We start from the raw sequence: 23,105 nt of genomic DNA on the forward strand, positions 1-23,105 counted from the left end.
GAAGTTACTGGGCCGAAGTTACTGGGCCGAAGTTACTGGGCCGAAGTTACTGGGCCGAAGTTACTGGGCCGGTGCAGGGACGGGAGCCGGAGCGCCTTCGCCCTCGCCAGCGCCCTGCTGCTGCGCCATCATGTATTGCTGCGCGGCGGCGAAGCGCTGCTCGACATCGGCGCGATCGAGGATGTCGACCACTTCGATTTCGAAGGTCAGATCGCTATCGGCGGGGATCGGCGAACCTTCGGGCGGTTCCGCACCATAGGCCTGATCGGCCGGAATGAAGAGCTTGTACTTGCCGCCCTTTCGAACCTGCTTGAGCCCTTCGATGAAGCCGGGAATGGCCGCGCCTTCCTCGACCAGGATCGGCGTGCCGCGGGGCACGATCGATTCGGGAATCGGAAGCGGCTGCGACCGGTCGAACTCGGAGCCATCGGGCAGCGTGCCGACGTAATCGACGAACACGACCTGGCCTTCTTCCGGCGTAGCGCCGGTGCCTTCGGCCAACGTATCGAGCGACACGCCCTTCGGCTGCGCGGCCCAGGCGAGGCCGGCGGCGATCAGCACGGCGACGATGACGCCGATCCAGAGCTTGGCCAGCGATCCCTTGGCGATCGGTTGCAGCGGCACGCGGGTGACTTCGGTCATGAAAATATCGTCCTGATACGCAAAGGGCGCGGAATGCTCCGCGCCCTCATGGCTTAGCTTGGATTGTCTCGCAACCCGATCTTACTTGATGCCGTCGCGTTCCATACGCTTACGCTCGAGCTTGCGGGCACGGCGCACGGCCGCAGCCTTTTCGCGGGCGCGCTTTTCGCTCGGCTTTTCGTAGTGGCGACGCAGCTTCATTTCGCGATACACGCCTTCGCGCTGCAGCTTCTTCTTGAGCGCGCGCAGGGCCTGGTCGACATTGTTTTCGCGAACGATGATCTGCATAAAATTCAACAACCTCACTAATCGGGCGAGAGCCCACTTCGGTGGGTTGCGCCTCCATCTAAGCAACGAGAAGATAGCCGAATCCGTTCCGGAAATCGGCAATGCGGGGGCGCAAATAGGCACTGCCCCACCAAATTGCAAGGCCAAACCGGCCCCCGAGCGCCCTCAGGGCGTTTGCAGGGGGTGACGCGGCGGCAGGCTAGGCTATAGGGCAACGCAATGGCCATGCCCACTCCCTTTACTGCAACAGCACTCGTCGCCCTGGGCGGCGGGACGGGCGCGGCTGCGCGCTACTGGCTCGGCCGCGCGATCGGCGCCGGCCCTGCCCTGCCTTGGGGGACCTTCGCGGCCAACATCATCGGCAGCATGGCAATCGGCATTCTTGCAGGCTGGCTGGCACGCCACGGGACGACCGAGGGCTTCGGGAGCGAGCACTGGCGGCTGCTGCTGGGCGTCGGCCTGCTGGGCGGGTTCACCACCTTCAGTGCGTTCAGCCTCGAAAGCGTGCTTCTGATCGAGCGCGGTCAGGCGGGGCTCGCAGCACTCTATATCGGCGGATCGGTGCTCGCGGGCATGGCCGCGCTGTTCATCGGATTGAAGGCAGGCGCATGAGCCCGAACGACCAGAACGACGTACGCACTTACAAGGTCGATGCCGACGACGATGGCATCCGCCTCGATCGCTGGTTCAAGCGGCACCTGCCGCAGATCGGCTTTGCCACCGTCTCGCGCTGGGCGCGTACCGGGCAGGTCCGGGTCGATGGCGGTCGTGCCAAGCCGGAAGACCGAATCGCCGCCGGGCAGGAAATCCGCGTGCCGCCGGGCGGGCGCGATCCCAAGCGCAAGGGACCGCGCCGGGTCGAACTGACCGAGGACGAGAAGTCGCAGGCGCAGGATATGGTGATCCACCGCGACCGCGCCGCGATCGTGCTCAACAAGCCGCCGGGCCTCGCCACGCAGGGCGGCACCGGCATGACCAAACATGTCGATCGCCTGCTCGATGCCTATCGCGACGAAGAGGATGATCCGCGCCCGCGCCTCGTCCACCGGCTCGACAAGGATACCAGCGGCGTGCTGCTGATCGCGGCGACGCCGGGCAGCGCGAGCTATTTCTCGCGGCGCTTTTCCGGGCGCAGCGCGACGAAAGTCTACTGGGCGCTGGTCGTCGGCGTGCCCGAAGAGAAAGAGGGGATGATCGACGCCCCGCTTGCCAAGCAGCCCGGCTCGCATGGCGAGAAGATGCACCACGATCCCGAGGGGCAGCCGGCCAAGACCCGCTACCGCGTGATCGAACGCGCGGGCAACAAGGCCGCCTGGGTCGAGCTTCACCCGCTGACGGGGCGCACCCACCAGTTGCGCGCGCATATGGAAGCGATCGGGCACCCGATCGTGGGCGACGGCAAATATGGCGGCTCCGACGCGATGCTGACCGGTCAGGTCAGCCGCAAGATGCACCTCCACGCGCGCCGCCTGATCATCGATCATCCGGGCCGCAAGGAAAAGCTCGACGTGGTCGCGCCGCTGCCCGATCACTTCGCGCAGACGATGACGTCGCTCGGCTTCGACCTGTCGCTGGGCGAGGAGATCATGGACTGGTCGCCGCCCGCGCCCACGAAAGAGACCAAGAAGGCCAAGGCCCGCGCCCACGCCAAGCAATATCGCAAGGCCCGACGCGGCGAGCGTCGTTCGCGCGTGACGAGCAACCCGGTCAAGAAGAAGAAACCGGCACGCGGCAAACCCGGCGCCAAGGGTCCCAAGGGCAAGGGGCCGGCGAACAAAGGGCGGCGCTGATGCACCCCAACCCCGCCTACCGCCACGCCGACCGGGCGCTGCTCGAGGATATCGTCGACCAGGTCGGGTTCGGAATGCTGTTCGCCTCGACCCCCGATGGCCCCCGTGTGGCGCATGTACCCATCGTCTCGACCCGCGACGGCGCGATCCAGTTCCACGTCGCGCGCGCCAACGGGATCACCCGCCATCTTGAAGGGGCAACCGCACTGGCGCTGGTCAACGGGCCGGACAGCTATGTCTCGGCCCGCTGGTACGACGAGCCCGCCAAACAGGTGCCCACGTGGGATTACATCGCGGTCGAGATGGAAGGCCCGGTGCGGCGCATGGCCGACGAAGGCCTGCGCGCGCACCTGGAAGAACTGACCACACGCAACGAAGCGCGGATCGAGGGCGGTGAGCCATGGCGCATGGCCGAGGCCGATCCCGCCTATGTCGACAAACTGTTGCGCGGCATCGTCGGCTTTGAAATGGAAGTCATGGCCTGGCGCGAAACGATGAAACTTCACCAGGGCAAGCCCGACCAAACCCGCGCCCATATCGCCGACCGGCTCGATGAACAGGGCGCCGGTGCCATTGCCCATCTGATGCGGAGCCTGCCCTCGTGAACGATACCGTCCGTCTAGCCGTGTTCGATTGCGACGGCACGCTCGTCGATGGCCAGGCCGCCGTGGTCGAGGCCATGGAAGCCGCCTGCAAGGCGCTCGGCATGCCTGTGCCCGATGCCAAGGAAACCCGCCGTTCGGTGGGCCTCAGCCTGCCCAGCGCCATGCTGACGCTGTTTCCCGATGCCGACCTCGAACAGCGCGCCGAGCTGGTCGAAGCCTACAAGAATGCGTTTCGCGCCGCGCGAGAACGCAATGCCGTGGTCGAGCCGCTCTATGACGGGATTTCGGAGCTGCTCCACACGTTGAAAGACGAAGGCTGGTGCCTCGCCGTCGCGACCGGCAAATCGCATCGCGGCCTCAAGCACACGCTCGAAACCCACGGGCTGACGCATCTGTTCAGCTCGCTTCAGACCGCCGATCGCAACCCGTCCAAACCCGATCCGACGATGCTGCGCGAAGCGATGCGCGAATGCGATGCGCAGACCTGCGCGATGATCGGCGACACCAGCTACGATATCGCGATGGCTACGCAGGTCGGCGCCCGCGCGATCGGCGTCGACTGGGGCTACCACGCGCCCGAAGAACTGCTCGATGCCGGGGCCGAGGCGATCGCCACCTCCGCACAGGAATTGAAGGATCTGCTCGATGGATAACCCCCGCGACGAAGCCGAGGCCGTCGAAGCGCGGGCGCGGCGAAACCACTTCATGATCGCCACCAACCGGCTGGTCGGCGCGGTGCTGATCGTGCTCGGCATGCTGATCGTGGCGGGCCGGATCGATATGCAGCAATCGATCGGCTGGCTGCTGGTCGTGTTCGGCATTTTCGACTTCTTCGTCTTCCCGCTGATCCTCGCACGGCGCTATCGCACGCCCCCCGAATGAGGCTCGACCGATGAAGCGGTTTTACGAAAAAGCGGAACTCCGCAGCGTCGATGGCGGCTGGCAGGTCGCGCTCGATGGACGCGCGGTGAAGACGCAGGGTGGCAAAGCGCAAATCGTAGCCTCCCGCGAACTGGGCGACTCACTCGCGGACGAATGGGCGCGACAGGGCGACACGATCAATCCGGCCGGTTTCTACCATCGCGATCTCGTCGACCATGCGATCGATCATGTCGCGCAAGAGCCCGAGCGAACGGTCGATACCGTGCTGCGCTACGCCGAAACCGACACGCTGTGTTACCGCGCCGATCCCGAAGATGCGCTGTTCAAGCGTCAGCAGGAGCTGTGGGAGCCGCTCGTCGCCGGGGTCGAGGATCGCGAACGCGTGAAGCTCGAACGGGTGAGCGGGATCGTCCACCGCTCGCCCTCCGACGAGACGATGGCAGCCTTGCGCAAGCGGCTCATGACGCTCGATCCGCTCGAACTGGTGGGCGTCGAAACGATGACGGCGCTCGCGGCCTCGCTCTGCATCGCGCTCGCGGCGCGTGAGGACGAAGCCGATGCCGATGCGCTATGGGATGCGGCCGAGCTCGAGGAAGGCTGGCAGGCCGATCTGTGGGGCAAGGACGAGGAAGCCGAAGCCCGCCGCGCCAAGCGGCGCGACGACTTCAAGGCGGCTTTCGATTTTACGAGACTGGTGCGCGGCTAGCGAACCGCTCAGCCGCCGATCATCCAGCTGGTGACCTGTCCGGCCACGTCGTTGGCCGCCTGATTCAGTGCCGGACCGATCGATTCGGCCTCCGGAGCCACACCATCGACCCGTGCCTCGAACCGGCGTGCGCGGGCGGGACCGTCGCCATTGCGTGAGATCGCATCGTATTGAACGATCACGGCCTGCGCCTGCGCGTCGTAGCCCATCCGGTTCAACCGTCCAGAGAGCGTCCACGATCCGGTCGAAGTGGGCGCGTCGTCCTCGAACACCAGCCGATCGCTGCGCGAGCGGAGCGTTTCGGCCAGCAACGCGCGGAACTGGCGCGAAGGCCGTTCGACCCACGCCGCATCCTTCACGTAAGCGACATTCGACGCGTCGATCTGCACCGGCACACGCAACACGGCGAGTTCGGCGCTGGTCGACGGTTCGTTGACGAGAATCGCGTTCTCGACCGTGCCCTCGAAGGCTTCGGCCGGAGCCGGATTGTCCGCCGTCAGCGAGAACAGGGTCGGCGGCGGATCGTCGCCGAAGCTGATGCAGCCGGCAAGACCGAGCAGCATGGCGCAAGCGCCGGCCGCCATGGTGCGGCGCGCGGTGCGGTGAAGTGTCGTCGGGCGCATCGGCGCATTCCTCATGGTTCGTAATCCGGCAGCGGCGGGCTCGAGATCAGGCCCGTAGCGCCCTGCTCCTCGATCCGCTCGGTCAGGCGGCGCAGCGCGCGCGTGGTCGCCTGCAAATCCTTGATCGCGGCTTCGGCAGCGGGAAGCGTAGTCTCGTTCACACGGCGGGCCGCCGGCTGCACGCTGGACAGGGTCTCGTCGAGCGTATCGGCCGACTGTTTCCACCGCGCGAGCGTGGCGGTCAGTTCGTTCGAAAGCTTCGTGCCGTCATTCTTGAGGAAGCTGTCGGTCGATGCCGCGACGTTCTGGAATTCTTCCAGCGCGCCCGTGGCGGCGGCCAGCGTCCGGTCGAGCTCCGCCATCGTGGCGGAGATGCGCGGTGCCTGATCGGCGACACTGCCCGACAGGCGCTCGGTATTCTCGAGAATGCCCGCGAGGCTCTTCTGGTTATCCGAATTGAGCAGCTCGCTCAGCCGCTCGGTCAGCGTGGAGAGCTTTTCGAGCACTTCGGGCGCGTTCGAAAGGATCGCGCCGAGGCCGCCCTGGCGCGGCGGGATCACCGGCTTGCCTTCGGGGCCGAGCTTGGTGATCTGGGGCGTGTTCTTCTGCGCCCCGGTCAGCTGGATGGTCGATACGCCGGTAAAGCTGCCCTGGACGAAGGCCTCGGTGCCCTGCCGGATCGGAACGTCTTCCTTGACCTCGATCCGCACGCGGACCTTGCTCGGGTCTTCGGGCCACAGTTCGATCTGCTTGACCTCGCCCGCGGCGACGCCCGAGAACGAGACCGGAGAGCCGATCGCCAAGCCGTCGACGCTTTGCGGGAAGAAGATGTCGTATTCCTTCTTCTGCCCCTCGCCAAGCTGGGCGAGCCATACGATGGCGAGCGCCAGCGCCGCCAGCAATGCCAGCGTAACCGCCCCGACCCAGATGTAATTTGCCCTGGTTTCCATGCCCTAGCTTTCTTCCTGCGCCTTATGCATCGTCGTCGATGGGCTTGTCCATCGCCTTGCGCAATTCGGTGAGCGCCTGCGCGCTGAGTGCCGCGCGACCGCGCGGACCGTTGAAATATTCCTGAATCCACGGATGATCGAGCTTCATCAGCTCTGTAATCGTGTCGACCGCGATCACCTTCTTGTCGGCCAGCACCGCCACCCGGTCGCAGATCTCGTGCAGCGTATCGAGGTCATGCGTGATCAGGAACACGGTGAGGCCGAGCGTCTGCGAGAGTTCTTCGGTCTGCTTGTCGAACGCGGCCGCGCCGATCGGGTCGAGCCCCGCGGTCGGCTCGTCGAGGAACAGCAGTTCGGGATCGAGCGCCAGCGCGCGGGCCAGCCCGGCGCGCTTCTTCATCCCGCCCGAGAGTTCGGAAGGATACTTGTTCAGCGCATCGGCAGGGAGACCCGCCAGCTTGAGCTTGTAGCGCGCGATCTCGTGCAGCAATTCGGGATCGAGCTCGGGGTAATATTGCTTGAGCGGGACTTCGATATTCTCGCCCACCGTGAGGGTGGAGAACAGCGCACCGCCCTGGAACAACACGCCCCAGCGATCGCGCACGCCGATCACGTCGTCGGGATTGGTATCCATGATCGAACGACCGAACACCTCGATCTCGCCTTCGTCGGGAATCTGCAAGCCGATGATCGAGCGCATCAGCACCGATTTGCCGGTGCCCGATCCGCCTACTACGCCGATGATCTCTCCCTTGCGGACCTTGAGATCGAGATCCTCGTGCACGACTTGCTCGCCAAAGCTGTTCTTGAGCCCCGTGACGACGATCGGATACTTGCCGTAATCGTCCCGCCGCGCGACAGCGCGTTCGTCGACCTGGTCGCGTGCGTCGCTCATTTCCAGCCCACCGTGGTGAAGAACACCGCAAAGAACGCATCGAGCACGATCACGAAGAAAATGCCGAACACCACCGCCTGGGTGGTGCGCTTGCCGACTTCCTCGGCGTTATTTTCGACCTGCATACCCTGATAGCAGCCGAGCAGCGCGATGATCAGCCCGAATACGGGCGCCTTGATCAGCCCGACCCACAGATCGTAGGTCGGCACCACATCGCGCACCCGCAACAGGAACGTGCCGAAATTGAGATCGAGCGTGAAGTGCGAGATCGCCGCACCGCCGATGATCGACATCACGGCGGCGTAGAACCCCAGCAGGATCATCATGAAGGTGCAGGCCACCACGCGCGGAATGACGAGCCGCTCGGTCGGGGAGATGCCGATCGTGCGCATCGCGTCGATTTCCTCGGTCAGTTTCATCGTGCCGAGCTGCGCGGCGAACGCCGAACCCGACCGGCCCGCAACCATGATCGCGGCCATCAGCACACCCAGTTCGCGCGCCGAGATGCGCCCGACCAGGTTCACGGTCAGCGATTCGGCGCCGAATTGCTCGAGCTGGGCCGCCCCCTGCTGTGCGATCACCACCCCGATCAGGAAGCTCATCAACCCGATAATGCCGAGCGAGGAAACGCCGACCAGCTCCATCTGGCGCACGATCGCGAGCATCGGGAAGCGGCGCGGATGGCGCGCCATCGATCCTGCGGCCATGACGATCCGACCCAGGAACGAGACCAGGCCGACCGTGCCCTTGCCCCAGTCCTCGGTATATTGCCCCGCTGCAAAGAACACGCGTTCGACCAGCGGCGCACGTTCGGCGCGCTCGACATATTCCTCTTCGTCGAGGTCGACCGCTTCGATCAGGCGCTGGGCATTGTCGCTAGCCCCTTCGATCTCGGCATCGTGCTCGTCCGCCAGGCGCAGGACGACCCATGCACCGACGGTGTCGACATCGTCGCAATCCGAAATATCCACTGCAGCGAAATCGCCGTCGAGCGCACGTAGCTCGCGCTCGATCGCGCCAATCGTATCGACCCTGAGCGGGCCATGCAGGACGACGCGCCGGGAATCACTCCCGCCGTCTTCGCCCCCTTCACGGATTTCGTAGGTCGCCCATTCGCGCATTGTGCTTTCCGTTTGCGGCAATTCAACGCGCGCCACAAGGACTAACGCTGCGCTTGCGAAGGAAAGCGCCCTTTGCCATTGGCCATGCATGGCCGAACAGAACACAAACGAGACGATCGAGCGCACTTTCGATCCCGCCGCGATCGAGACGAAATGGTACGATTTCTGGGAGCATGGCGGCCACTTCCGCCCCGCGCGCCCCGATGCGGAGCCGTTCACCATCGTGAACCCGCCGCCCAACGTCACCGGCAGCCTGCATATCGGCCACGCGCTCGACAACACGTTGCAGGACATCGTGGTCCGCTACGAACGCCTGCGCGGCAAGGATGCGCTGTGGGTGGTCGGCATGGACCATGCGGGCATCGCCACCCAGATGGTGGTCGAACGCCAGCTGGAAGAGCAGCAGGACAAGCGCACGAACTATTCGCGCGAGAAATTCGTCGACAAGGTCTGGGAATGGAAGGCCGAAAGCGGCGGGGCGATTACCGGCCAGCTTCGGCGCCTGGGCTGTTCGATGGACTGGTCGCGCGAACAGTTCACGATGGACGAGCACTTTTCCAAGGCCGTGCTCAAGGTGTTCGTCGATCTCTACAATGACGACCTCATCTACCGCGACAAGCGGTTGGTGAACTGGGACCCGAAACTGCGCACCGCGATTTCGGACCTCGAAGTCGAAAACCGCGACGTGAAGGGGGGCTTCTGGACCTTCCGCTATCCGCTCAGCGATGGCAGCGGCGAAATCCGCGTCTCCACCACGCGCCCCGAAACCATGCTGGCCGATATGGCGGTCGCGGTGCATCCGGACGACGATCGCTACAAGGAGCTGGTCGCGCGCGGTGCGAAGGTGAAGCTGCCGATCACCGGCCGCGAAATCCCGATCGTGACCGACGAGCACGCCGATCCCGAACTGGGCAGCGGCGCGGTGAAGATCACCCCGGGCCACGATTTCAACGATTTCGAAGTCGGCAAGCGCGCCGGCATCGCGCCCGCCGACATGCTCAACATGTTCGATGCCGATGCCCATGTGACGCAGACGGCGGACGGGCTGGTGCCCGACGAGTTGATCGGCATGGAGCGCTTCGAAGCGCGCAAGCGCGTGGTCGCGATGATGAAGGATGCGGGCTTCCTGGTGCCGCACGTCACCAAGGACAAGGATGGCGAAGAAACCGAGCACGACGCCGAACCGCGCACAATCCCCACCCCCTTCGGCGATCGCGGCGGGGTCGAGATCGAACCCTGGCTGACCGACCAATGGTATGTCGATGCCGAAAAGCTCGCGCAAAAGCCGATCGAAGCGGTGAAGAACGGCGACGTCGAGATCGTCCCCAAGGCGTGGGAGAAGACCTTCTTCAACTGGATGGAGAACATCCAGCCATGGTGCGTGTCGCGCCAGCTATGGTGGGGGCACCGGATCCCGGCTTGGTACGATCAGGACGGCAAGGTTTACGTCGCAGAGAGCGCAGAGGAAGCACAGGCAAAGGCCGGCGATGGCGCAACGCTGACGCGAGACGAAGACGTCCTCGATACTTGGTTCTCCAGCGCCCTGTGGCCCTTCGCGACGCTGGGCTGGCCGGACAAGACCGACCTGCTCGAAAAGCACTACCCCAACGACCTGCTGATTTCCGGCTTCGACATCCTGTTCTTCTGGGATGCGCGGATGCTGATGGCGGGATATTTCAACACCGGTGAGGCGCCGTGGCCGCGGCTCTACCTGCACGGTCTGGTGCGCGCGCCCGACGGGTCGAAAATGTCCAAGTCGAAGGGCAATGTCGTCGATCCGCTCGGCCTGATCGACAAATACGGCGCCGATGCGCTGCGCTTCTTCATGGCGGCGATGGAAAGCCAGGGCCGCGACATCAAGATGGATGACAGCCGGGTCGAGGGCTATCGCAATTTCGCGACCAAGCTGTGGAACGCGGCGCGGTTCTGCCAGTCCAACGGCATCGGCGCGAGCGAGAGCATCGCCGCGCCCAAGGCGACCCATGCGGTCAATCGCTGGATCGTGGGCGAGGTGATCGAAACGCAGGCCACGCTCGACCAGGCGCTGGCCGATCTGCGCTTCGATGCCGCCGCCAACACGCTCTATCACTTCGTGTGGGACCGGTTCTGCGACTGGTATCTCGAGCTGATCAAGGGGAATATCGACGAGGAAACCAGGGCCGTCGCCGGATGGGCGCTCGACCAGATCCTCGTCATGCTCCACCCCTTTATGCCCTTCGTCACCGAAGAGCTGTGGAGCCTGCTGGGCGATCGCGCCGACTATCCGCTCATCACCGCCAAATGGCCCGATCCGCAGGCCGAGGTGGACGCCTCTGCGAAGGCCGAGATCGATTACGTCATCGCGCTCACCAGCGCGCTGCGTTCGGCCAAGAACGAGCTCGGTCTCGCACCGGGCGCGAAGCTGGAAGCGTGGATTGCCAACCCGTCGCCGACGGGTGCGAAGGTGCTCGACAACCAGGAGGCCGCACTCGATCGCGTCGCGCGCCTTTCCGCCATCCATCGCGACACCGCCCCGGCGGGCGCATCGATGGAAGTCGCGGCAGGCGGCGACGCCTATGTCGTCCCGCTCGAAGGGCTGGTCGATATCGACGCGGAAAAGGCACGTCTCGAAAAGGCGCTGGCCGCGTCCGCCAAGGAAGCCAAATCGCTCGAAGGGCGGCTCGGCAACGCCAATTTCGTCGAACGTGCCAAGCCCGAAGCGGTCGAGAAGGCCCGCGCCGATCACGCGCACCACACCTCGGAGATTGCCCGACTCGAAGCGGCGCTGCAGCGATTGGGCTAGACGGACCCGCAGCCCGGCCAGCTCACGTGCGCGTGGCCCGGCCGGGCACCCTCTCCATCAGGTGCGGGCGTCGTCGGCCATCTCGCGCGCGGTGCGCCGCATCTCCTCGGCGCTCTTGCGCATATCCTTTGCGCCTTCGCGCATATCGACCACTGCCCCTTCGAGGGCGGGAATGGCGTCGATCAGATCCTGCTCGGTGATCGGCTCGTCCCGGCCCCAACTGCCTTCTGCATTGATCCGCTCGACCTCAGAGAGGCGGAATTCCCGGCTGCGCAGCTTGCGGGCGTATTCGGCCATCTCGTCGGCCCCCGATTCCATCTCGTCGGCGCCTTCCAGCATGCCATCGGCACCCTCCGCCATCGCGCCCGCGCTTGCCTTCACGCTCTCGCGGACCGCGGCTTCGACTTCATTCGCCGCAGCTCGCAACGTTTGCTCCAGCTCGGATGCCGTTTCGCGGTCGGTCGATGGCGTGGCGCTGGCGCCTGCCGTCGCGAGCAGAGCGCCGCTCGCCAGCACACCTGCGATCATTTTGCCAAACATTCTCGTCTCCTTTTGATTGCAAGGCCTTCGTCGATCGTTCCCGTTGAATAGGGCCTCCCGACGATCAACCGACCACACTTGTAGTCGTGAAGATTACACTTGTCGACAGATTTCTTTCGCGCGCCGGTCGGGGTGCCGCGCCTTATCAAAGGCCCGACCCGCCCCCATTTGCGCAATATGTCACCCTGGATCGTCCTTATCGCCCTGCTGCTGTTCGCCGCGTTCCTGCTGTTCCGTTGGGACAGCAAACGTCGCAAACGCGAGAGGCTGCTGGCAACGCCGCTGACCGCGCAGCAGCGTGAGGCGATGGAACGGCTGGTGCCGCTGGTTCGGCGCATGCCGTCACCCTTGCGGGAAACGCTCGAGGGAAAAATAAATCTGTTCTTCGATCAGGTGACCTTCAGGGGCCCCACCGGGCTCGAGGTGACCGAGGACATGAAAGTGTCGATCGCCGCGCAAGCCTGCCTCCTGATCGTCAACAGCCCGGACTGGTATGATACCCTCAGGAACGTGCTGATCTATCCTTCGACTTTCGTGACCGGCCGCGACACGCATGACGGCGAACTGGTTCGCGAGGGCAGTGCCCCGATGCTGGGGGAAAGCTGGGCGCGCGGGCCGGTCGTGCTCTCGTGGGACGGCGCGCTGCAGGGCGGGCTCGATGCGCGCGACGGATACAACGTCGTGTTCCACGAATTCGCCCACCAGCTCGATGCCCTGAGCGGCACGACCAACGGCCTGCCCAGATTGCGCAAGAGCCAGACCTTTGCCGGATGGGAGAAAGCCATGCTCGACGCCTATGATCGCCAGCGCGAACGGCTGGAGCGCGGCGAGCGAACGCTGATCGATCCCTATGGAGCGACCAACCACCAGGAGTTCTTTGCCGAGGCGGTCGTGACGTTCCTGGAGAAATCCCGCGAGCTCAAAAGCCAGGATCCGGCACTCTATTCGCAATTCGCGCAATTGCTGGCGCTCGATCCGGCGGAATGGGAATAGATGCATGCGCGCGCCGATCATCCCCACCACACGGCTAAGCGGCGCCCCGCGTTTTCCTACAGCGCCGCGCCACGCTATGACCGTCCGATGATTGCCCGTGAGCCGGAAAACCTGTCCCGTTACCCTGTCCGTCCGGGCAAGGCAGCGGTCTATTTTGCGAGCGTTTGCAGGCGCTTGGTGAGGTTTTGCGAAGGTGGCACGCTGTCACCTTCGTCACCCGTCGACACGCGACATGAGGTCGGCCAATGCCGTTAGTGCTCGCCACCGACGATGATGGCGGACCCGAGATCTTCGCCTCCGTGCAGGGCGAAGGTCCGAGCATGGGGGTGCCCTGCACCTTCGTGCGCCTGTCGCGTTGCAACCTCGCCTGTATCTGGTGCGACACCGCCTATACCTGGCATTTCACCGGCGATGAGCGCCCCCACCGCGATGGCAGGACCTACGAGCGCAAGCCCAACCAGTTCACGCTGGAGGAAGAGGATGTGGCCGATCGCGTCACTGCCCTCGCCCCGCGAAGGCTGGTGCTGACCGGGGGAGAGCCGACGCTACAAGCCCCGGCGCTGGCCAAGATGCTGTCGCAACTCGATGGATTCGGAGTCGAAATCGAGACCAACGGCACCTCGCCCCCGTATCCCGCGCTCGATCCCCTGATCGATCAATACAATGTCAGTCCCAAGCTCTCGCATAGCGGCAATCCGGCAGAGCTGGCGCTCGTACCCGAGCGGCTGAGGCATTGGGCGCAGGAACCGCGCGCCTTCTTCAAGTTCGTGATCTCCACGCCGGTGGATGTCGCCGAGGTCGATGCGCTGGTGTCCGAGTACGGTATCGAGCCGGGCCGCGTCTTCCTGATGCCCGAAGGCACCGACAGCGCGACCCTGCGCGAGCGGGAAATATGGCTCACTCCGCTGTGCATCGAGCGCGGCTACCGGCTCTCCGATCGCCTCCACATACACCTGTTCGGCGATACGCGGGGGACGTGAATTTCTTACCCTCAGACGCCGGGCGCGGCGCATCCGCGCCGCTTGGCTTCGGCCAAACCGGCCGGCGGGCGGTCGCCCTTGCCTCGCCTTCGGCTCGGATAGTGCTGAAGCGAGGTCAGTCGCTGGAGAGCACCTCGTCCACCCATTGCGGCACCAGCGCACTCGCCGGGCCATGGCGCGCTTCGTCGAACCACGCGCTGCCCTGGCTCGGCTCGAGATTGAGTTCCAGCGTGGGAACGCCGAGCGCCTTGGCCTCCTGCACGAACCCCGCCGCCGGATAGACCGCGCCCGAGGTGCCGATCGAAACGAACAAATCCGCCTCGCGTAGCGCCGCGTAGATCCGCTCCATCTCGTACGGCATCTCGCCGAACCAAACGACATCGGGCCGCAGCGCACGCTCGCCACATTCGGGACAGGCCGGGCGGTCGATCAGCGTCGTCCTCCACGGCGAGCGGACGTCGCAGGCGGTGCACCAGGCATTGAGATGGGTGCCATGCATGTGCAGCACCCGCGTCTCTTCCAAACCGATTTGGGACCCGGCCCGTTCGTGCAGATCGTCGACATTCTGGGTCACGATCAGCAGGTCGCCATCCCAATGCTCGTCGAGCCGCGCCAGCGCCTCGTGCGCGGGGTTGGTCTGCTTGGTCTGGATCGCCTCGCGCCGCATGTCGTAAAACCGCAGCACGAGGTCGGGATCGCGGGCAAAGGCTTCGGGCGTGGCCACGTCCTCGACCTTGTGCTGCTCCCACAGCCCTCCTGCATCGCGGAAGGTATCGATCCCGCTTTCGGCGCTTATCCCCGCGCCGGTCAGGATCACGATATTGCGGATGTCGGTCATGTCCCGCATGAACCACGTGACAAGGGAGAATTGCAATGGCGCGGATCGGCATAATCGGCAGCGAAGGCCGCATGGGGCAAGCGTTGGCGCGCGCGATCGAACAGGCAGGGCACCAGTGTGTAGGCGGGGTCGATCGCGGCGAAGACGTGGCCAAGCTCGCCGACGGAAGCGATGCGCTGGTCGATTTTTCGGCACCGGCGGCGCTGAAGGACAATCTCCATGCAGCGATCGGCGCGGGCATCCCGATCCTGATCGGCACGACCGGGCTCGAAACCACCCACCACGAAGCGATCGACAACACCGCGCGGGCCATCCCCGTGCTCCAGACCGGGAACACCTCGCTCGGCGTCAACATGCTCGCTGCGCTGGTGCGGCAGGCGGCGAGCAAGCTGGGACCCGATTGGGATATCGAGATCGTCGAGATGCATCATCGGATGAAGGTCGACGCCCCCTCTGGCACTGCGCTCCTGCTCGGTGAGGCAGCGGCGGAAGGGCGAGGGATCGACCTCGCTGCCAACTCGGAGCGCGGGCGCGACGGTCATACGGGCGAACGTGTCGAAGGCGCGATCGGCTTCGCTGCCTTGCGCGGCGGCACCGTTGCGGGCGATCACAGCGTGATCCTCGCAGGCGAGCAGGAGCGCATCACCCTTTCCCACTCCGCCGAAGACCGCATGATCTTCGCCCGCGGCGCGGTGAAGGGCGCGGAGTGGCTGATCGGCAAGGAGGCCGGGCGGTACTTGATGTTCGATGTGCTGGGAGTATAGTTCGACAGGGAAATCGCAGGGGGGCGACAATGAAAAATGCAGTATTGATAGCAACCAGTTCTATGCTGGCGGGGTGCGCGACATTACAAGGTCAGCCCACGCCCGTAGTCGACATGGATAGTCTCGCAACTGTTGTCAGAGAAATTTACGCACCTGCGACCGTGATCCGAACCTACAATGGCGAGTTCTGCACAGGGACCCCTCCTGTGTCCGATGGCTTCATAGAATATACTGAAAAAACGAACAGTTGGTATGGAAGGAACGATGAGGTAACCCGTCAGGTCAAGGGGCGCTGCATCACGGGCACACAGCCCAAGAAAGCGTATCGGGACGAGGTGCTTTTCACGTATCTTGCGGCCGCAGATGCCCGCTATGTCAACTTCAAGGCGTCGATCACCAGCCAGCGCAAATACGGCAATGCCTTGATGTCGGTGGTCGGACTGTACACCAGCGCACTCGCATCGGTCGCGAGCGGCGGCCTGGCAACGGGCTTCGCCGCCAGCTCGACGTTCGTCCAGGGCTCACAAGGGAGCTTGAACAAGGATCTGTTTTATGAACAGACCTTGCCCGCGCTGATCAATATCATGGAAGCCGAGCGGACGTCTGTGCGGAACGAGATAAATCTGCGAATCCTTCGCGACCGAGCCACTTCGGACGCGATCACGTATACGCTGGCCGAGGTTCTGACGGACATCGGCCGCTACGAGAATGCCGCGTCGATCGAAAAAGCCGTCGCCACTCTCACACAGCGAGCCGCCCAAGAGCTGACAACGGCAGAGAACGAGGCTAAATCCGTAAAGAAATTGCGCGATGATTTGGAAGCCGAGGGCGCTATTAGGAAAAGAGATCAGCCTCAGCCTCAACCTGAACCTACAGGTCAGCCCTGACCAAGGACCAGATGTTCGAATTTTTCCGGCGGCTCGCGGAGGACAATCCGTCGCCCGAGACGGAGCTCGAATACGGCAATGCCTACCAACTTGTGGTGGCCGTGGCCCTGTCGGCGCAAGCGACCGATGTGGGCGTGAACAAGGCCACGCGTGCGTTGTTCGCCGAGGTCGAGACGCCGCAGCAGATGTTGGAACTTGGCGAGGACGGGCTCAAGGAGCACATCAAGACGATCGGTCTGTTCAACTCCAAGGCGAAGAACGTCATCGCGCTCAGCCAGTTGCTGGTCGACGAATATGATGGCGAGGTGCCCGACACGCGTGAGGATCTGGTGCGTCTGCCCGGGGTGGGCCGCAAGACCGCCAATGTCGTGCTCAATTGCTGGTTCGGGCAGGAGACCTTCGCGGTCGACACGCATATTTTGCGCGTGGGAAACCGCACCGGTCTCGCCAAGGGCAAGACGCCCGAGCAGGTCGAAGCCAAGCTCGAAAAGCGCGTGCCGCAGCCCTTTCGCCTGCACGCCCATCACTGGCTGATCCTGCACGGCCGCTACACCTGCAAGGCGCGCACGCCCGAGTGCTGGCGTTGCCCGGTGGTGGACCTGTGCAGCTATCGCAAGAAGGTGCTGGAGAAGCCGAAGGGGCGATAAGCACGCCCGCGATCGTTCAGGTCTTCGCGTTCCGACTGGCCGAACGGTTGCAGATCATACGCAGCCCGTCGCGCATATTCAGGCCGAGCAGCACGATGTTCACCGCGCCGGCAATCAGTTCGATCGTCTGCACGACATAAAAGGAGCGATCGAACGCGCCCTCGCCCGCTTTGAGCGCGAGAAAGATCGCCGAGGGCATCAGCACGAGGACACCGTTGCAGGCGATCACGACCATGCGCTTGCGTTTCGCGTCGACACGCGGATTGCGCCATCCGGCGGCGAGGCGCTGGCCCGAACCGCCCGCCGCCACCATGGCGGGGACAAGAAGGAGGAAAAACCACGGAATCGCCATTTTGAGCGACGCGACCTGTTCGGGTGTACCGACAAGTTCGACGACCACAGTCGAGAGCCAGAAGCTCGCGATGAGGAAAAGGGCCAGCGCGCCGGCGAGCGGATGGATGGTCTTGAGCATGAACGAGCCTCCAACGGCTTTACTGTATAGCCAGCTATATATATTTGAATAGCCTGCTATGCAAGTGCTAGGCTCAGCGCATGGATTTCGAGAAAGATCGCTCCGCCGGCTATCTGGTCAATCATCTGGCGCGCGTGTTCGAGAAAGCGCTGGCAGAGCGGATCAGGCCGCTCGGCATTACGCCGGGGGTCTTCCCCGCCCTGCTTGAGCTCTGGGAAGGCGATGGCCTGACCCAGAAGGATCTCGTGCAGCGTCTCGACATCGAGCAGGCGACGATCGCCAACACGCTCGCCCGGATGGAACGCGACGGACTGATCAGGCGGGAAAAGGACCAAGCCGATGGACGCGTTCAGCGGGTGTGGTTGACCGAGCGCGCGAGGGATCTGCGCGGTCCCGCGACCGAGGCCGCGAGCAGCGTCAATCGCAACGTGCTGGCGTCCTTTTCGCCGGAAGCGCAGCAATGCCTGATCGAATCAATGGGCCAACTTGTCGAAGCGACACGGCGGCAGAAAACGCCCACAAAGAAGGCCGGAGAGACCTAGAAACCTCCGAAATGGATCGTGCCCTCGAAGGTCGGTTTACGGCAGGAAATTCGCTCGCCGACCCTATGATGCTGCCCGGCAAATGCCTTCAGCCTCCCAAGTTGATCGGCGTCGACGCACTTGAAGCAGATGTTTTCATAGGCTTTATTTCGAAATCTTCTGTATAGTGCATGGTAATGAGGGGGATGCACATGGAAACGGGTTGCCAGGGGTGCCGCACTGCGACGGAGAAGATTGCCATCGAGATGGCATTCCAGCCGATCGTCGATGCCGAACGCCGCAACGTCTTCGCCTACGAAGCGCTGGTGCGCGGGAGGCATGAGGAAGGCGCCGCGCAGGTCCTTTCGCAAGTGACGCCGGAAACGCTCTACGCTTTCGATCAGCAATGCCGCGTCGCCGCGATCACGGGTGCGGTGGATGCCGGCATCCTGGATACGCAGGCGAAGCTGTCGATCAACTTCCTGCCGAAAGCGATCTACTCACCCCTTGCGTGTATCCAGCTTACCCTTCGAACGGCGCGCGAAACGGGGTTGGCCGCCGATCGGCTGATCTTCGAGTTCACCGAGAACGAGCAGATGATCAGCACCGATCGTATCCGCACCATCATCGAATGCTATCGCGAGATGGGCTTCACCACCGCGATCGACGATTTCGGCGCGGGTCATTCCGGTCTCAATCTGCTTGCCAGACTCAAGACCGAATATCTGAAGATCGATATGGGCCTTGTCAGGGAGATCGAAGAGCGGCCACGCAACCGCTCGATCGTCGAGGGGCTGGTGAGCATGGCCAAGAAGCTCGATGCCACCCTGATCGCCGAAGGGATCGAAACCGAAGCTGAATACCACGTCCTGCGCGATTTGGGGCTACGCTATTTCCAGGGCTATCTGTTCGCCAAGCCCGCCTTCAGATCGATACCCAAGGCGGTCCTTCCCCAACCGCGATTTGCCGAGTGAGAATCTTCAATCCGGCCGGCCATCGAGGCAGATTGTCGAGACGCCTTCGACGGTCACCTGCGGGTTGAGACCTTCGAGGTAGATCAGCGTCTCGGCCTCGCGCTGTGTCATGCCCATGGCAGTGGCGTGGGCCATCAATTGCGGAACCGTTGCTCCGCCGGGAGGCACATCGAGAACCGGTCCGTCGCAATGGGCCGCGGCATTCTCGCCACCCGCGCCCGAACAGGCCGCCAGGAACAGCGTACCTGCCATAGCAATGCCGCAACGCACGGCAACGTGACCTCGATCAGACATCGTCGGCGGAGATCATTTCGACGCGATCGATCTCGCCGGTCATGGCGGCCACGGTGGTCGCCACGGCGGCATCGCCCGAGACATTGGTCGTGGTGCGCATCATGTCCATGATCCGGTCCACCCCGGCCACCAGTGCGATGGTTTCCAGCGGCACGCCGACGGCACCGAATACCAGCACCATCATGATGAGCCCTGCGCCCGGGATGCCGGCCGCGCCGATCGCGCCGAGCGTGCCGAGGATCGAGATCAGGAAATAGTCGTTCCAGGTCAGGTCCACGCCGAAGGCCTGCGCGCCGAAGATCGTCGCAAGCCCGAGATACATCGCGGTGCCGTTCATGTTGATCGTCGCACCGAGGCTGATCACGAACGCGGCCACCGAGTTCGAAACGCCCAGGTTCCGCTCCGCGCAGCGCAAGGTGACCGGCAGGGTCGCATTGGAACTGGCGGTGGAATAGCTGACCGCGATCGCATCGGTGATGCCACGGAAGAAGTCGATCACCGGCAGCTTCGCCAGGAATTTGATCATCGAGGAGTAGATCACGAGGATGATCAGCAGGCAGCCAAAGTAGTTGAGCGCCACGAGAATGCCGAGCGCGCGCAGCGCATCGAGGCCGAGTGTGCCGGCAACCCACGCCATCAGCGCGAACACGCCGAACGGGGTCAGTTCCATCACCACCATGGTGACCTTCTGCATCACCACCGAGCCGCTCTCGAAAATCGCGAGGACGGGCTTGCCCTCCTCTTTCGCCATCAGGATGCCGATCCCGATGAGCAGCGAGAACACGATCAACGGCAGCACATTGACGTCTGCCATGACCTGGACCGGACTGTCGGGCACGACTTCGAGGATCATGTCGCGGAACGTGACCGCTTCCTGTTGGCGTTCCTGCGCACGCTCGAGTGCGCCCTGATCCAGCGCCATCGATCGGGCGTCGATCCCCGAACCGGGTGTGAAGAAACTGCCGATCGCGAGGCCTAGCCAGACCGCGATCTGTCCGGTGACCACGAACAGCAGCAATGCGCGCCAGCCAACACTGCCGAGCTTGCGCAAATCTCCGATGCTCGCGACACCGGCCACGAGGCTGAAGAAGATCAGCGGGACGACCAGCATCTTGATGAAGGCGATGAAGACGTCGCCGATGATCTTGATGCTCTCCGCATCCGGCCCCCACAGGAAGCCGACGATCACGCCGAGAATCAGCGCCCCGATCACACGCTGCCAGAGCGGAATGGCGAACCACGTTTTCATAGATTTTCCCTCGTCATTGCGAGGCGACGCAAGCGCCGCCGCAATCCCGGGCGCAGCACGCCCTTCCCTGCCGTGCATCGCTACGCTGGCGAGACCGGCTTGTGAAGCTCACTGTTGCAGCGCGGCCTCGACGATCCGGCGATAAATCGCCGACAGCACCCGCAGATCGCCGACCGCGACGGCTTCATCGACCTTGTGCATGGTCGCATTGACCAGGCCGAACTCGATCACCGGGCACAGATCCTTGAGGAAGCGCGCATCCGAGGTACCGCCGCTGGTCGAAAGCTCGGGCACGAGGCCGGTCTCGGCCTTGATCGCCTGGCTGACGAGATCGGAAAACGCCCCCGGCGGGGTGAGAAAGCTCTCGCCCGAGATCATCGGGCGTGCCGTGCCGCTATGCTTTTCGGCGATCGCGGTGACACGCTCGGCCAGCTGCGCGCCGGTGTGGAGATCGTTGAACCGGATCGAGATGCGCGCCTTGGCCTTGCCCGGGATCACATTGTGCGCGCGGTTCGCATTGTCGAACTCGGTCAGCTCGAGATTGCTCGCCTGGAACCAGTCGGTGCCCTCGTCGAGCGAGAGCGCGTTCAGTTCGGCGAGCATCGCGATCATGCGCGGCAGCGGATTGTCGGCCAGGTGCGGATAGGCGACGTGCCCCTGCTTGCCCTCGACCTCGAGCCAGATATTGACCGAGCCGCGCCGCCCAATCTTCACCATGTCGCCCAGCCGGTTCACGCTGGTCGGTTCGCCCACCAGGCACAGGTCCGGGCATTCGCCCGCCTCTCGCATCCAGTCGATCAGCGCGCGCGTGCCGTGCAGCGCAGGCCCTTCCTCGTCCCCGGTGATGACGAAGCTGACCGTGCCCGCTTCTGCGGGGATCGCTGCCACCGCATCGACCATGCAGGCGATCGAGCCCTTCATATCGACCGCTCCGCGACCGTAGAGCAGGTCGCCGCCCGGTTCGGCCTTCACCTCGGGCGCGAACGCATCGATCGACCAGCCTTCTCCGGGCGGCACCACATCGAGGTGCCCGGCAAAGGCGAAGTGCTTCGAGCCTTCGGGTCCGCGCCGGATCGCGAAACAGTTCTCCACCGCTTCCTCGTCCGATCCCTCTGGCCCTTCGCCGCGGGTGAAGCGGTGGCATTCGAAGCCCAGCGGCGCGAGCATCGCTTCGAACGCATCGAACACCGCGCCGCGCGCAGGGGTGATGCTTTCGGCTTCCATCAGCCGGGTGGCGAGCGTGACGACGTCGGTGCTCATCTCAGATCACGCCTGCGCCGTGTCGTATTGCTGGATCGTCCATTCCTCGTCTTCGGCAGCGGCGATCCATTCCTGCATCCAGTCATGCTCCCACACCGCCTGCATGTAGCTTTCGGCGAAGCCGGGCACGGCGACGCCATATGTCAGCAGGCGGCTGACGACCGGGGCGTAGAAGATGTCGGCCGCGCCGAACGCGCCGAACAGGAACGGGCCGCCCCCGCCATAGCGCGAGCGCGCTTCGGCCCACAGCGTGAGGATGCGGATGATGTCCTGCTTGCATTCTTCGGAGAACGAGCCGCCGGTGATCCGCTTGCGGATGTTCATCGGGCATTCGCTTCGCAGCGCCTGGTAGGAGGCGTGCATTTCGGCGACCATTGCGCGGGCCGTTCCGCGCGCGACCGCGTCCTTGGGCCAGAAGCGATCGCGCCCGACCTTGTCGGCGAGGTATTCGAGGATCGCGATCGAATCCCACACCACTGCCTCGCCGTCCCACAGCACCGGCACCTTGCCGTGGCTGGGCTGGAGATTGTCCTGCTGCTGGTGCTTTTCCCAGTCCTCGCCGAACAGCGGGACCACGATCTCTTCGAAGGCGAGTCCCGATTGCTTTGCCGCGAGCCAGCCGCGCAGCGACCAGCTGGAGTAGTTCTTGTTGCCGATGACGAGTTTCATGTGGGTCCTTGTCGTGATCGAGTCGCGGGCTAGCCGTTCATCCACGCGCTGTCGATGCTGAACCGTGGACCGGGTGTTACACTGTCCTGAATCATAAAATTCCGGATAGGTCGCGCGCATCAACCGCTCGAAATTGGCGCGGGCGATGTCGAGGCGGCGGCGGGTCATGGGCAAAACATGCCACCGCGCATGGCGTGTAGGAAAACGGATTCGCCGCGCCTATGCTGCCGCCATGACCATGCCGCCCTTCCACCTCGCCTTCCCCGTCGACGATATCGCCGAAGCCCGCCATTTCTACGGCGAGGTGATGGGCTGCCGCGAAGGGCGCAGCGACACCGACTGGGTCGATTTCGATTTTTACGGCCACCAGCTCGTCGCGCACTGCGTGAAACAGGCGGGCGGTGATCCCGATGCCGGCGCCAATCCGGTCGACGGCCACCAGGTCCCCGTCCCGCATTTCGGCGTGGTCCTGTCGATGACCGAATGGCAGGCACTGGCGGACCGCCTCGAAGGCAAGGTCGATTTCGCGATTCCGCCGCATATCCGCTTCAAGGGCGAGCCCGGCGAACAGGCCACGATGTTCTTCCGCGATCCCAGCGGCAACGCGCTCGAGATCAAGGCGTTCGCCGATCCGTCGCGGCTGTTTGCAACCTGAAAGGGGCGAAACGCGCCGATTGCTTCCATTCCGGTTGCGAGCCTATTGCGGACATTACTTGCGGACATTACATTTTTT

Annotated in this window: 28 protein-coding genes; 15 read left to right on the plus strand and 13 right to left on the minus strand. The window is 64.0% G+C overall.

Going from position 1 to position 23,105, the window contains the following annotated elements; all coding sequences use genetic code 11:
* Positions 1–60: 60 nt before the first annotated feature.
* On the minus strand, positions 61–642 hold the full coding sequence (locus GRI68_RS08420) for an FKBP-type peptidyl-prolyl cis-trans isomerase (protein WP_160616839.1): 582 nt from the start codon (positions 640–642) through the stop codon (positions 61–63).
* A gap of 81 nt (positions 643–723) precedes the next feature.
* Complete coding sequence (gene rpsU / locus GRI68_RS08425; protein WP_160616840.1) at positions 724–930, minus strand: 30S ribosomal protein S21; 207 nt, start codon at positions 928–930, stop codon at positions 724–726.
* A gap of 219 nt (positions 931–1,149) precedes the next feature.
* On the opposite strand from rpsU, the gene crcB reads away from it, so the two are divergent.
* Genes crcB through GRI68_RS08455 form a run of 6 tightly spaced genes read left to right on the plus strand, consistent with a single transcriptional unit; the run spans position 1,150 to position 4,913 of the window.
* Positions 1,150–1,542 (plus strand): fluoride efflux transporter CrcB, encoded by a 393-nt coding sequence (crcB, locus tag GRI68_RS08430; RefSeq protein WP_160616841.1) that lies wholly within the window; start codon positions 1,150–1,152, stop codon positions 1,540–1,542.
* Positions 1,539–2,720 carry an RluA family pseudouridine synthase gene (locus GRI68_RS08435; protein ID WP_160616842.1) on the plus strand — a complete coding sequence of 394 codons (1,182 nt, stop codon included), beginning with the start codon at positions 1,539–1,541 and terminating at the stop codon, positions 2,718–2,720. Before crcB ends, GRI68_RS08435 begins: the two co-directional genes overlap by 4 nt.
* On the plus strand, positions 2,720–3,325 hold the full coding sequence (locus GRI68_RS08440; protein ID WP_160616843.1) for an FMN-binding negative transcriptional regulator: 606 nt from the start codon (positions 2,720–2,722) through the stop codon (positions 3,323–3,325). Before GRI68_RS08435 ends, GRI68_RS08440 begins: the two co-directional genes overlap by 1 nt.
* Positions 3,322–3,978 carry an HAD-IA family hydrolase gene (locus GRI68_RS08445; RefSeq protein ID WP_160616844.1) on the plus strand — a complete coding sequence of 219 codons (657 nt, stop codon included), beginning with the start codon at positions 3,322–3,324 and terminating at the stop codon, positions 3,976–3,978. Before GRI68_RS08440 ends, GRI68_RS08445 begins: the two co-directional genes overlap by 4 nt.
* Positions 3,971–4,207 carry a hypothetical protein gene (locus GRI68_RS08450; protein WP_160616845.1) on the plus strand — a complete coding sequence of 79 codons (237 nt, stop codon included), beginning with the start codon at positions 3,971–3,973 and terminating at the stop codon, positions 4,205–4,207. The genes GRI68_RS08445 and GRI68_RS08450 overlap by 8 nt, the downstream gene beginning before the upstream one ends.
* A 10-nt stretch (positions 4,208–4,217) precedes the next feature.
* A complete protein-coding gene (locus GRI68_RS08455) occupies positions 4,218–4,913 on the plus strand; it encodes an ATP12 family chaperone protein (protein ID WP_160616846.1) in 696 nt (231 codons plus the stop codon).
* An 8-nt stretch (positions 4,914–4,921) separates the two neighbouring features.
* Here GRI68_RS08455 and GRI68_RS08460 read toward each other — a convergent pair whose 3' ends face one another.
* The 4 genes from GRI68_RS08460 to GRI68_RS08475 are packed head-to-tail and all read right to left on the minus strand — an operon-like array spanning position 4,922 to position 8,502.
* Entirely contained in the window at positions 4,922–5,536 is a 615-nt protein-coding gene (locus GRI68_RS08460; protein WP_234028747.1) for an ABC-type transport auxiliary lipoprotein family protein, read from the minus strand.
* An 11-nt stretch (positions 5,537–5,547) separates the two neighbouring features.
* Positions 5,548–6,486, minus strand: coding sequence for an MlaD family protein (locus tag GRI68_RS08465; protein WP_160616847.1), 939 nt, complete (start codon positions 6,484–6,486; stop codon positions 5,548–5,550).
* Between the two features lie 22 nt (positions 6,487–6,508).
* Positions 6,509–7,381, minus strand: coding sequence for an ABC transporter ATP-binding protein (locus GRI68_RS08470; protein WP_160616848.1), 873 nt, complete (start codon positions 7,379–7,381; stop codon positions 6,509–6,511).
* The gene (locus GRI68_RS08475) at positions 7,378–8,502 is read right to left on the minus strand and encodes an MlaE family ABC transporter permease (RefSeq protein WP_160616849.1); all 1,125 of its coding nucleotides are present in this window, start codon (positions 8,500–8,502) and stop codon (positions 7,378–7,380) included. Before GRI68_RS08475 ends, GRI68_RS08470 begins: the two co-directional genes overlap by 4 nt.
* A gap of 88 nt (positions 8,503–8,590) precedes the next feature.
* Here GRI68_RS08475 and GRI68_RS08480 point away from each other — a divergent pair, with 88 nt between their 5' ends.
* Positions 8,591–11,284, plus strand: coding sequence for a valine--tRNA ligase (locus GRI68_RS08480; RefSeq protein ID WP_160616850.1), 2,694 nt, complete (start codon positions 8,591–8,593; stop codon positions 11,282–11,284).
* 57 nt (positions 11,285–11,341) lie between these two features.
* Here GRI68_RS08480 and GRI68_RS08485 read toward each other — a convergent pair whose 3' ends face one another.
* Complete coding sequence (locus tag GRI68_RS08485; RefSeq protein ID WP_160616851.1) at positions 11,342–11,824, minus strand: hypothetical protein; 483 nt, start codon at positions 11,822–11,824, stop codon at positions 11,342–11,344.
* A 177-nt stretch (positions 11,825–12,001) separates the two neighbouring features.
* Here GRI68_RS08485 and GRI68_RS08490 point away from each other — a divergent pair, with 177 nt between their 5' ends.
* Positions 12,002–12,817 carry a M90 family metallopeptidase gene (locus tag GRI68_RS08490; protein ID WP_160616852.1) on the plus strand — a complete coding sequence of 272 codons (816 nt, stop codon included), beginning with the start codon at positions 12,002–12,004 and terminating at the stop codon, positions 12,815–12,817.
* Between the two features lie 245 nt (positions 12,818–13,062).
* Positions 13,063–13,797, plus strand: a complete 735-nt coding sequence (locus GRI68_RS08495) for a 7-carboxy-7-deazaguanine synthase QueE (protein WP_160616853.1) — start codon at positions 13,063–13,065, stop codon at positions 13,795–13,797.
* 115 nt (positions 13,798–13,912) lie between these two features.
* Here GRI68_RS08495 and GRI68_RS08500 read toward each other — a convergent pair whose 3' ends face one another.
* Positions 13,913–14,635 carry an NAD-dependent deacylase gene (locus GRI68_RS08500; protein ID WP_160616854.1) on the minus strand — a complete coding sequence of 241 codons (723 nt, stop codon included), beginning with the start codon at positions 14,633–14,635 and terminating at the stop codon, positions 13,913–13,915.
* Positions 14,636–14,670: 35 nt separating this feature from the next.
* Between GRI68_RS08500 and dapB the strand changes: the two genes are divergently transcribed.
* From dapB to nth, 3 genes are read left to right on the plus strand one after another with little or no spacing between them, the layout of a single operon-like run.
* Entirely contained in the window at positions 14,671–15,399 is a 729-nt protein-coding gene (gene dapB, locus GRI68_RS08505) for a 4-hydroxy-tetrahydrodipicolinate reductase (protein WP_160616855.1), read from the plus strand.
* Between the two features lie 29 nt (positions 15,400–15,428).
* The gene (locus tag GRI68_RS08510) at positions 15,429–16,286 is read left to right on the plus strand and encodes a hypothetical protein (protein ID WP_160616856.1); all 858 of its coding nucleotides are present in this window, start codon (positions 15,429–15,431) and stop codon (positions 16,284–16,286) included.
* Entirely contained in the window at positions 16,283–16,933 is a 651-nt protein-coding gene (gene nth, locus GRI68_RS08515; protein ID WP_160617908.1) for an endonuclease III, read from the plus strand. Before GRI68_RS08510 ends, nth begins: the two co-directional genes overlap by 4 nt.
* A 16-nt stretch (positions 16,934–16,949) precedes the next feature.
* Here nth and GRI68_RS08520 read toward each other — a convergent pair whose 3' ends face one another.
* Positions 16,950–17,405 carry a hypothetical protein gene (locus tag GRI68_RS08520; RefSeq protein ID WP_160616857.1) on the minus strand — a complete coding sequence of 152 codons (456 nt, stop codon included), beginning with the start codon at positions 17,403–17,405 and terminating at the stop codon, positions 16,950–16,952.
* 80 nt (positions 17,406–17,485) lie between these two features.
* On the opposite strand from GRI68_RS08520, the gene GRI68_RS08525 reads away from it, so the two are divergent.
* Positions 17,486–17,947, plus strand: a complete 462-nt coding sequence (locus GRI68_RS08525) for a MarR family winged helix-turn-helix transcriptional regulator (RefSeq protein ID WP_160616858.1) — start codon at positions 17,486–17,488, stop codon at positions 17,945–17,947.
* A gap of 191 nt (positions 17,948–18,138) precedes the next feature.
* Positions 18,139–18,900, plus strand: a complete 762-nt coding sequence (locus GRI68_RS08530) for an EAL domain-containing protein (RefSeq protein WP_234028748.1) — start codon at positions 18,139–18,141, stop codon at positions 18,898–18,900.
* A 6-nt stretch (positions 18,901–18,906) separates the two neighbouring features.
* On the opposite strand, the gene GRI68_RS08535 is transcribed toward GRI68_RS08530, so the two are convergent.
* From GRI68_RS08535 to GRI68_RS08550, 4 genes are all read right to left on the minus strand, one after another.
* A complete protein-coding gene (locus GRI68_RS08535) occupies positions 18,907–19,152 on the minus strand; it encodes a hypothetical protein (protein WP_160616859.1) in 246 nt (81 codons plus the stop codon).
* Positions 19,153–19,186: 34 nt separating this feature from the next.
* Positions 19,187–20,443, minus strand: coding sequence for a dicarboxylate/amino acid:cation symporter (locus GRI68_RS08540; protein WP_160616860.1), 1,257 nt, complete (start codon positions 20,441–20,443; stop codon positions 19,187–19,189).
* Between the two features lie 108 nt (positions 20,444–20,551).
* A complete protein-coding gene (dapE, locus tag GRI68_RS08545; protein WP_160616861.1) occupies positions 20,552–21,703 on the minus strand; it encodes a succinyl-diaminopimelate desuccinylase in 1,152 nt (383 codons plus the stop codon).
* 6 nt (positions 21,704–21,709) lie between these two features.
* Positions 21,710–22,372: a glutathione S-transferase family protein gene (locus tag GRI68_RS08550; RefSeq protein WP_160617910.1), complete on the minus strand. Its 663-nt coding sequence runs from the start codon at positions 22,370–22,372 to the stop codon at positions 21,710–21,712.
* Between the two features lie 232 nt (positions 22,373–22,604).
* Here GRI68_RS08550 and GRI68_RS08555 point away from each other — a divergent pair, with 232 nt between their 5' ends.
* Positions 22,605–23,027 (plus strand): VOC family protein, encoded by a 423-nt coding sequence (locus GRI68_RS08555; RefSeq protein ID WP_160616862.1) that lies wholly within the window; start codon positions 22,605–22,607, stop codon positions 23,025–23,027.
* Positions 23,028–23,105: the final 78 nt, after the last annotated feature.

Origin of the sequence: Alteriqipengyuania halimionae, assembly GCF_009827575.1 — a bacterium.
GTDB classification, from domain to species: Bacteria; Pseudomonadota; Alphaproteobacteria; order Sphingomonadales; family Sphingomonadaceae; genus Alteriqipengyuania_A; species Alteriqipengyuania_A halimionae.

Bases quoted from the DNA above. Each gene is read 5' to 3' on its own strand.
- GRI68_RS08420 (WP_160616839.1), bottom strand. From the start codon at position 642: ATGACCGAAGTCACCCGCGTGCCGCTGCAACCGATCGCCAAGGGATCG.
- GRI68_RS08550 (WP_160617910.1), bottom strand. From the start codon at position 22,372: ATGAAACTCGTCATCGGCAACAAGAACTACTCCAGCTGGTCGCTGCGC.
- GRI68_RS08470 (WP_160616848.1), bottom strand. From the start codon at position 7,381: ATGAGCGACGCACGCGACCAGGTCGACGAACGCGCTGTCGCGCGGCGG.
- GRI68_RS08440 (WP_160616843.1), top strand. From the start codon at position 2,720: ATGCACCCCAACCCCGCCTACCGCCACGCCGACCGGGCGCTGCTCGAG.
- GRI68_RS08455 (WP_160616846.1), top strand. From the start codon at position 4,218: ATGAAGCGGTTTTACGAAAAAGCGGAACTCCGCAGCGTCGATGGCGGC.
- GRI68_RS08520 (WP_160616857.1), bottom strand. From the start codon at position 17,405: ATGCTCAAGACCATCCATCCGCTCGCCGGCGCGCTGGCCCTTTTCCTC.
- GRI68_RS08540 (WP_160616860.1), bottom strand. From the start codon at position 20,443: ATGAAAACGTGGTTCGCCATTCCGCTCTGGCAGCGTGTGATCGGGGCG.
- crcB (WP_160616841.1), top strand. From the start codon at position 1,150: ATGGCCATGCCCACTCCCTTTACTGCAACAGCACTCGTCGCCCTGGGC.
- GRI68_RS08435 (WP_160616842.1), top strand. From the start codon at position 1,539: ATGAGCCCGAACGACCAGAACGACGTACGCACTTACAAGGTCGATGCC.
- GRI68_RS08485 (WP_160616851.1), bottom strand. From the start codon at position 11,824: ATGTTTGGCAAAATGATCGCAGGTGTGCTGGCGAGCGGCGCTCTGCTC.
- GRI68_RS08465 (WP_160616847.1), bottom strand. From the start codon at position 6,486: ATGGAAACCAGGGCAAATTACATCTGGGTCGGGGCGGTTACGCTGGCA.
- GRI68_RS08535 (WP_160616859.1), bottom strand. From the start codon at position 19,152: ATGGCAGGTACGCTGTTCCTGGCGGCCTGTTCGGGCGCGGGTGGCGAG.
- GRI68_RS08555 (WP_160616862.1), top strand. From the start codon at position 22,605: ATGACCATGCCGCCCTTCCACCTCGCCTTCCCCGTCGACGATATCGCC.
- rpsU (WP_160616840.1), bottom strand. From the start codon at position 930: ATGCAGATCATCGTTCGCGAAAACAATGTCGACCAGGCCCTGCGCGCG.
- GRI68_RS08475 (WP_160616849.1), bottom strand. From the start codon at position 8,502: ATGCGCGAATGGGCGACCTACGAAATCCGTGAAGGGGGCGAAGACGGC.
- GRI68_RS08490 (WP_160616852.1), top strand. From the start codon at position 12,002: ATGTCACCCTGGATCGTCCTTATCGCCCTGCTGCTGTTCGCCGCGTTC.
- GRI68_RS08510 (WP_160616856.1), top strand. From the start codon at position 15,429: ATGAAAAATGCAGTATTGATAGCAACCAGTTCTATGCTGGCGGGGTGC.
- dapB (WP_160616855.1), top strand. From the start codon at position 14,671: ATGGCGCGGATCGGCATAATCGGCAGCGAAGGCCGCATGGGGCAAGCG.
- GRI68_RS08450 (WP_160616845.1), top strand. From the start codon at position 3,971: ATGGATAACCCCCGCGACGAAGCCGAGGCCGTCGAAGCGCGGGCGCGG.
- GRI68_RS08530 (WP_234028748.1), top strand. From the start codon at position 18,139: ATGGAAACGGGTTGCCAGGGGTGCCGCACTGCGACGGAGAAGATTGCC.
- GRI68_RS08500 (WP_160616854.1), bottom strand. From the start codon at position 14,635: ATGACCGACATCCGCAATATCGTGATCCTGACCGGCGCGGGGATAAGC.
- GRI68_RS08495 (WP_160616853.1), top strand. From the start codon at position 13,063: ATGCCGTTAGTGCTCGCCACCGACGATGATGGCGGACCCGAGATCTTC.
- dapE (WP_160616861.1), bottom strand. From the start codon at position 21,703: ATGAGCACCGACGTCGTCACGCTCGCCACCCGGCTGATGGAAGCCGAA.
- GRI68_RS08460 (WP_234028747.1), bottom strand. From the start codon at position 5,536: ATGCGCCCGACGACACTTCACCGCACCGCGCGCCGCACCATGGCGGCC.
- GRI68_RS08480 (WP_160616850.1), top strand. From the start codon at position 8,591: ATGGCCGAACAGAACACAAACGAGACGATCGAGCGCACTTTCGATCCC.
- GRI68_RS08525 (WP_160616858.1), top strand. From the start codon at position 17,486: ATGGATTTCGAGAAAGATCGCTCCGCCGGCTATCTGGTCAATCATCTG.